The sequence below is a fragment of the Neobacillus drentensis genome, from assembly GCF_036965425.1.
Classification (GTDB): Bacteria; Bacillota; Bacilli; order Bacillales; family Cytobacillaceae; genus Neobacillus; species Neobacillus drentensis_F.
Genome location: NZ_JBALPP010000050.1, coordinates 93,849 through 101,389, shown reverse-complemented (window position 1 = coordinate 101,389; position 7,541 = coordinate 93,849). Strand labels below are relative to the sequence as shown.

Sequence of the window (7,541 nt, the reverse complement as noted above, 5' to 3'; positions counted from 1 at the left end):
GAGCTTTAACACAGCCTAACAAAAAAACTGCCGACAAAACCGATTAGCTTAGATTTGTCAGCAGTTTGAAAAAACATTTTCCCTTTACTTCTTCCTCCGAAATTACTGTTGAAGGTTTTGCAACGTAAAATAATCAAAACTAGCCTTCACATTTTTATTGCTGCCCGTACTAGTTCCGTATAATCCTACTTTACTCACGTTAATATTGGATGTAACGGGGTCAGCCGCTTGTTCCCATTTTCCATTAATAAAGAAGTAGGTGGTATAGACATTGCCGGTTTTTTTAAGTTTTAAATAAACGGTATCATCGTCTGGATGCGCCGCCATATTTTGCGGCTTACTATACTTCCCAGCTTCTTCCTTGGCTGTTTCAAGCTTCAGACCGTCATCCCACACGTGTCCAAAGCGAATATAATTATCCTCGTCCTGCCAAATATACAATCCAGCCTGTTCATGGTTGTTACGAACAGCCGCGTTCACTTTTGTCGTAATTTCAAAATCTCCTGTTGGCGCATCCTGAAGGAAAACATTTTTAATTGTATTGATATCTTGATAGCTATCACCCGTTTGGGTCGTGATTGTTAAATGCCCTAGATTTTCCGTTAGACTCCATTTGGAAGCGTCCTCGCGGAAAACAGACCAGCTATTCGATAAGGTCGATGAATCAAATTGATCCACTTTCGCATCCTTTTCAATAGGTGCATTCATTTTATCCTTAAATTCTTTAACCTGCTCTGTTAATTTACTTACCGCAGCAAATAGCTGGTTGGATGTTGCGTCTTTGTCATGATAAAGCTTATTTGCTTCTTTAATAGAATTCTTGAGGAATTCCATGGCACCCTTAGAGTATTCTCCAGGTTGATCCCCCATTTGTGAAGCTTTCTGAACACCCTTTACCTCATCAATTTTTATTTTTAGTACATTTCGTGGTGACGAAAGTGCGATTAATGATTGATTGGCTTCGCGCACCCGCTCCTCATCTAGCTTAGTTATTTTCCTGTCATAGGTTAAGAGACCATTCAACTCACCTTCGACATCAGTAGTTTGGGTGTATACTGCTGCACTAAGACCATTCTGATACATATAACCTTTTAAAGAATTAATATAGTCGACATACGTATTTGTTACTTCTTCTTTATCTTTCATCATGACGTAATTCCAGCCGGTTGTACCCCACTCATGTCCCGGAGTTGCTAATCCAAGTCCGCCATATTCTCCTATTACAGCAATCCGCTTGTCTTCAACTTGCGGTGATCTTGGCGCTGTATAAGTATGCCAGTCTAAAACATCCCCTACTCCTGCATCCGTCCAACCGCTGGCATTAGAAACTAAGCGAGTTGGATCAAGACTCTCAACCCATTTGGTCACCCGAACTGTATCATATTGCCCCCAGCCTTCATTAAAGACAGTCCATAAGAAGATCGATGGATGATTGTACCGTTCTTGAATCATTTCATTGAATTCATGTTCATACTGTTGACGGTAATCCACGGCACCATCCATGCTCGGCATATCCTGCCATACAATCATTCCCATTTTGTCTGCCCAATAATACCAACGTTCAGGTTCCACTTTAATATGCTTTCGAATCATATTAAAGCCAAGATCCTTTGTCTTCTCGATATCAAATTTCAGCGCGTCTTCCGTTGGGGCTGTTAAGCCGCTCTCTGGCCAGTAACCTTGATCCAATGGCCCCATTTGGAAAATAAATTCTCCATTTAATAATGGACGAAGCTGACCGTTCACCTTACCAAGCGAAATTTCCCTCATCCCAAAATAGCTTTTAACGGAATCTACAACAGAGGAATTATCTAGTACATTTACTTGTAAGTCATACAAAAATGGATCGGTTGTCGTCCATAAATGCGGTTCAGGTACAGGTACGGAGAATGTCTCACCTGCTTTACCAGTGGCTTTGCCCACTTTCTTGCCATTTTTAAGGACAACTGCCTCAATCGTTTTATTTTCAAGATTTGAGCCCTTTACGTTAAGATTCACTTTATTCTCATGGATATCTGTTTCTGTTTTGATTGAATCGATACTTGCTTCAGAAACAGGCTCTAACCATACGGACTGCCATATTCCCGATGTAGAGGTGTACCAGATTCCTTCTGGGGTCTTCGTTTGTTTCCCTCTTGCCTGCCCGCCTTTTGTCTCGTCATAGACCTCTACAATTAATTCATTATTTCCTTTCACTAAATAGTCGGTGATATCAAAGCTGAAAGCATCGTAGCCGCCAACATGGTCGCCCATTTTTTGCCCATTTACATAGACTATCGTTTTATAATCGACGGCATCAAAATTTAATTTTACTCTATCACCCTTCCAATCCGATGGAATGGTAAAGCTTCTTTTATACCACATATGAGATTCAGGTCTTTCAATCCCAGATAATGCTGACTCTACGGCAAATGGGACAAGAATCTTCTCGTTTAATGTTTTGCCTGTAGGAACAGCCTCACCATTTACAGCACTCTGAAATTCCCATTTCCCATTTAGATTCTGCCATTTGTCCCTTACCAATTGCGGCCTTGGATATTCAGCCAAAACATTATTTTCATCCACTTTATCAGCCCAAGGCGATTCAATATTGAATTGGGAAAAGTTCTCTGATCTATTCAGAAACTCCGAGATTTCTTTTCCTTCCTTCGTAACGAGATTCCCCTTACCGTCATACTTGATTAACACTTGGTTAGCCGTTCGTTCATAGACAGGCTCAGCCGTTTCAATGACCAAAGTAGATGGGTCATTCTTCTTTAAGGATAGATTTTTAAATGGCCAGTCACGACCAAATACGTTGATTTTAAAATGATTGTTCAGCCCTGCCGGCAAAGCAGCTAAGTCATGATTAAACTTCAGTTCAATATGTTTCCCGTCTTCTAATACCTTTGACGATTGGATATCATTGCTTACGCTATAGTCATCAGGAAGGTAAAAGGCACTCTTTGGAACTATTTGTTTTTGCACACTAGGGCTTGACCAGTATAGTTTTAAATTGGCGCCGCCAAAATGCTCGAAGTATTCAATTTTTATATCATATTCCTTGCCAGCTTCTAACGAAATAGGTGCACTTTTCTGTTCAAGGTCCCATTTATCCTGCCAAAAATCGATGGCTAATTTCCCATCAATCCAGACTCTGAACCCATTATCACCGATCATATAAAAGGTATAATCTTCTGTATGTTCAGGAACAATTTTTCCGGTCCACTTTGCGGCAACATTATCATTTTGTCCTGTGAACATATCAAATGTCGGGTTTAGATCTGGAAAATTAATATCATAGTCTACTATTGTTGTTTTTAAAGCATTGAAATCAAACTTCGCTTCCCCTGATGAGGTGTAATACTCACCTTTAAGGCCATGCGCCTTTGAAATGTCTTCTGCTTTGACAGAAGAAGGTGTCAATGGACTTAATCCCATTGCTTGTGATAGGACAACTGTCAACGTTGTTAAACCGACAAACAGCTTCTTTTTCATACTTCTTTCTAGCCTCCCTTAAATGGATATTGAACCGCTTTCATTTTGATAAAAGAATCTATCTCCTCCTATGTAACTATTTTCATTTTCAACTTTAACAAGAATATTGAAAAAAAGATTTACAATAAGACGTTTATTTTTGCAATTTTCCAATAATAAAATTTACCTATTTCTTTTGACCTATTATTTTTTAATAGGCTCTGTTAACTTTGGCTGTTGATTTCCGCTCCAGGCGCTCGCTTTCCGCGGGCGAGCCGGTGAGCCTCCTCGGCGCTNNACTCCCGCAGGAGTCGAGCGCACTCCGCTCCAATCAACAGAGTATAAAAAAACAACAATATCATTTAACAGAGATTTTTTATAAAAAATAATAGGATGGGTATCCATCCTATTTTCCTTTTTATGATATAGTGACATGCTGTCCTGCCGTTTCTGGCTTACTAGTTGGTTCGGATAAAGAGAGGATCTTCTTTTTCCCTCGTTTAATGACAATGAGCCGCTGCAGTAAAATAAAGAGGAAAAGTAAAAATCCAACCGCAATTTTTGTCCACCAAGAACTTAAGGTACCCTGAAACATGATAATCGTTTGAATGATCCCCATACTCAGAACACCTAATGTTGGGCCGAGGAGATAACCGACACCCCCAGTTAAGAGGATCCCTCCGATGACACAAGCCGCAATGGCATCCATCTCCATACCCATTAAGTGAAGCGCATAACCAGACTGCATATAAATAGTAAAAACGAAACCTCCAAGCGCAGAGCTAAAACCCGATAACGTATAAACCAAAATCGTCGTTTTGGCTACAGGCAGCCCCATTAGCTTGGCAGAATTAACGTTTCCCCCTATCGCATAAACATTCCGGCCAAACCTCGTATACTTGGAAACGAACATGGCGCCTGCGACAAAGAGCAGGGAAATAACCGCTCCTAAAGAAATATAATTCTCACCCATTATATAAACTTTATAATCTGATAGCGCAATAAACGTGTTGTCTGTAATCTCGATGCTTTCTGTATTAATCAAATAGCATAAACCCCTTGCAAAGAACATACCTGCTAGGGTGACAATCCAAGGGTGTAATTGGAACCTATAGATGAGATAACCTTGACCGGCGCCGAATAGAATTCCTATCACCAATGTTATGAAAATAACTAAATAGGCATTGATACCATGCTGTAATAGTGAGGCTGAAACCATACTAACGAAGGCCACAAATGAAGCAACCGAAAGATCAATCCCTCCGGTTATAATAACGAAGGCCATGCCTGTCGCTACAATAATGAGATACGCATTATCAATAAACAGATTGAGAAACACCTGCATGCTGAAAAATCCTGTAAAGGAAAATGAACCAAAGCCATACAACAATACGATTAAAAGAAGGGTCGCAACAATAATGATATTGTTTTCATTGATTCGAATACCAGACTGTTTCATGCCTCACTCACCTTCTTCTTCCACTTAAGTTGTTTTACTAGTTTCCTAAATTCCTCAGACTGCATGAGGCAAACTGTTATCACTACAATGGCTTTTACGACCATAATAATTTCAGGTCTGATTCCCATTGAATAAATAGTCGTTGACAGTGTCTGAATAAACAATGCTCCAATGACAGTTCCCCCAAGGAAGAATCTGCCACCACGCATGGAGGTCCCGCCAATTACCACTGCCAATATGGCATCTAATTCAATCCAAAGACCTGCATTATTTGCATCAGCACTACTAACATTGGAGCTTACAAGAATCCCGGCAATGGCGGCACAAATGCCTGAAATCATATAGACAATGAGAATAATTTTTTTAGGCTGAACACCTGCAAATTTACTAGAGGACATATTCGTACCAATGGATTCTAAAAATAGGCCGAGTGCCGTTTTCTTTTTTAATAATAAGATGATGCCAAAAACAGCGAGACCAATATAAATGGCAAAAGGCAATCCTAATAAAAATCCTTTCCCGACATACCCGTAGGCATCATTATTAATCGTTAATATTTGTCCGCCTGTTATTAATTGGGCAATCCCTCGTCCTACCGTCATCAAAATCAAGGTTGCGATCATGGGCTGGATTTCAAGAAAGGCGATCAGGATACCATTCCATAGTCCACAAATAAGTCCAATAACAAGCGCTAATAGGATAGCGATTGGAACAGAAGTAGTTTGAAGCAAGGATGCGGCTGCCGCTGCCGTGATAGCAAGGACGGATCCAACAGATATATCGATTCCTTCTTTTGCAATGACAAGTGTCATCCCAATCGCAATGACAAGAAGGGGAACAACGCGATTTAGAATATCGATTAAGCTGCCAAAAAGATGTCCATTTTTGACTGTAATTTGGAAAAATCCAGGAATCATAATGAAATTGATTACGAGGAGTAAAACAAGCGCAACGAAGGGCCAAAAGATTTTTGTTTGAATAAAGTTATTTAATGCCTGCCTCAACGACACCAGCTCCTTCTGCAATCATTTCCATAATATTGGATACACTCATTTGCTCTCCCTCTAATTGTCCAATTTGATAACGATCTCTTAATACAATTACGCGATCACAGCAAGCAACCATCTCTTCTAATTCTGCAGAAATAAACAGGATGCTCATCCCCTCTGCAGCAAGTTCTAGAATTAATTTACGAATCTCTGCTTTGGAGCCTACATCGATTCCTCTCGTAGGCTCATCTAGTATTAATAACTTCGGATTGGTGGCAAGCCATCTTGCAAGAATGACTTTTTGCTGATTTCCCCCACTGAGGTTTTCAATTCTCTGTTCCATACTTGGCGTTTTTATGTTTAATAGTTCAATATATTTTTGGGCAATTACTCTTTGATCCTTCATGGGGATATAATTGAACATCCCCTTTTTCGTCTGAAGGGCCAGCATAATATTTTCTCGAATAGTTAATTCTCCGACAATTCCTTCCACCTTTCGATCTTCTGGACAGAAACCCAGCCCTTTTTCGATGGCCAGTCTCGGATTCATGGATTTTATTTCATTGTTATCAATAACAAGGACACCTTCATCCGAAGAATCAATACCAAATAGTAATTTGGCTGTTTCCGTTCTACCTGAACCGAGCAGTCCGGCCAAACCTAAAACTTCCCCCTTCTTTATCGTTAAATCAATGGGATTGATTGAGCCTTTTTTCTCCAAACGGTTCGTCCTAAGGAAACTCCTCTCACCAAATTTAGGTGCATTTTTCTTACGAGTATTGGAGGACTCCCCCCATTCTTTTCCAATCATTTTCGATACCAAATCTGTTCGTGAAAGTTGGTTTGTTTGATATTCTCCAATCAGTTGACCATTTCTAAGAACTGTTATGCGATCTGATATTTCAAAAACCTGGTCCAGAAAATGGGAGACAAAGATGATTCCCATTCCTTTGCTTTTCAAGTTTCGCATGACTTCAAACAGCTTTTTCACTTCATTGTTATCCAAACTAGAGGTTGGTTCATCTAATATTAAAACGCCGCTTGAGATATCAACAGCTCTGGCTATTGCAACCATTTGTTGAATGGCAGTCGAGTAGGAAGATAGAGTTTGTTTGACATCAATGTCGATATTTAGGCTTTCTTTTAACAATTGGTCGGCTTTCTGGTACATTTCTTTCCAATCAATTTTTCCCTTTTTTTTAGGTTCTCTTCCGATAAAAATGTTTTCTGCCACCGATAAATTTTCACAAAGATTTACTTCTTGATAAACAGTACTGATTCCTAACCTTTGTGCCTCTTCTGCCGTGCCTGGGTTTATTAGCTGATTTTCAAGGAAAATCTGACCTTGATCCTTCTCACAGATCCCTGTTAGCACTTTTATTAAGGTAGATTTTCCGGCTCCATTTTCACCCATTAACGAATGAATCTCACCTTTACGCAAACAAAAATCTACATCCGAAAGGGCTTTTACACCTGGAAAGGCTTTTGAAATATTCTCCGCCTTTAGCATGTACTCTGAATTCATGCAATACACCTGCCTCATTCTTTATTTGTCATTTCGATTAGAAGTTACTCCCAGTATAAAAAAATCAATTTTATAAGTATTTAAAAAAAAGAATCATTTTTTGTAAATTTCG

General features: G+C 39.6%; 4 protein-coding genes. All 4 read right to left on the bottom strand.

All coding sequences use genetic code 11. The annotated features are described in order from the left end of the window. Positions 1 to 102: 102 nt before the first annotated feature. The 4 genes from V7161_RS14785 to V7161_RS14770 all read right to left on the bottom strand — a co-directional run bounded on the left by V7161_RS14785 (position 103) and on the right by V7161_RS14770 (position 7,429). Positions 103 to 3,477, bottom strand: coding sequence for a PA14 domain-containing protein (locus V7161_RS14785; protein ID WP_335713758.1), 3,375 nt, complete (start codon positions 3,475 to 3,477; stop codon positions 103 to 105). 397 nt (positions 3,478 to 3,874) lie between these two features. Next, on the bottom strand, positions 3,875 to 4,915 hold the full coding sequence (gene yjfF, locus V7161_RS14780; protein WP_335713757.1) for a galactofuranose ABC transporter, permease protein YjfF: 1,041 nt from the start codon (positions 4,913 to 4,915) through the stop codon (positions 3,875 to 3,877). Beyond that, the gene (locus V7161_RS14775; RefSeq protein ID WP_335713756.1) at positions 4,912 to 5,919 is read right to left on the bottom strand and encodes an ABC transporter permease; all 1,008 of its coding nucleotides are present in this window, start codon (positions 5,917 to 5,919) and stop codon (positions 4,912 to 4,914) included. Before V7161_RS14775 ends, yjfF begins: the two co-directional genes overlap by 4 nt. Further along, positions 5,900 to 7,429 carry a sugar ABC transporter ATP-binding protein gene (locus V7161_RS14770; protein WP_335713755.1) on the bottom strand — a complete coding sequence of 510 codons (1,530 nt, stop codon included), beginning with the start codon at positions 7,427 to 7,429 and terminating at the stop codon, positions 5,900 to 5,902. The genes V7161_RS14775 and V7161_RS14770 overlap by 20 nt, the downstream gene beginning before the upstream one ends. Positions 7,430 to 7,541 lie beyond the last annotated feature (112 nt).

Bases quoted from the DNA above. Each gene is read 5' to 3' on its own strand.
- yjfF (WP_335713757.1), bottom strand. From the start codon at position 4,915: ATGAAACAGTCTGGTATTCGAATCAATGAAAACAATATCATTATTGTT.
- V7161_RS14770 (WP_335713755.1), bottom strand. From the start codon at position 7,429: ATGAATTCAGAGTACATGCTAAAGGCGGAGAATATTTCAAAAGCCTTT.
- V7161_RS14785 (WP_335713758.1), bottom strand. From the start codon at position 3,477: ATGAAAAAGAAGCTGTTTGTCGGTTTAACAACGTTGACAGTTGTCCTA.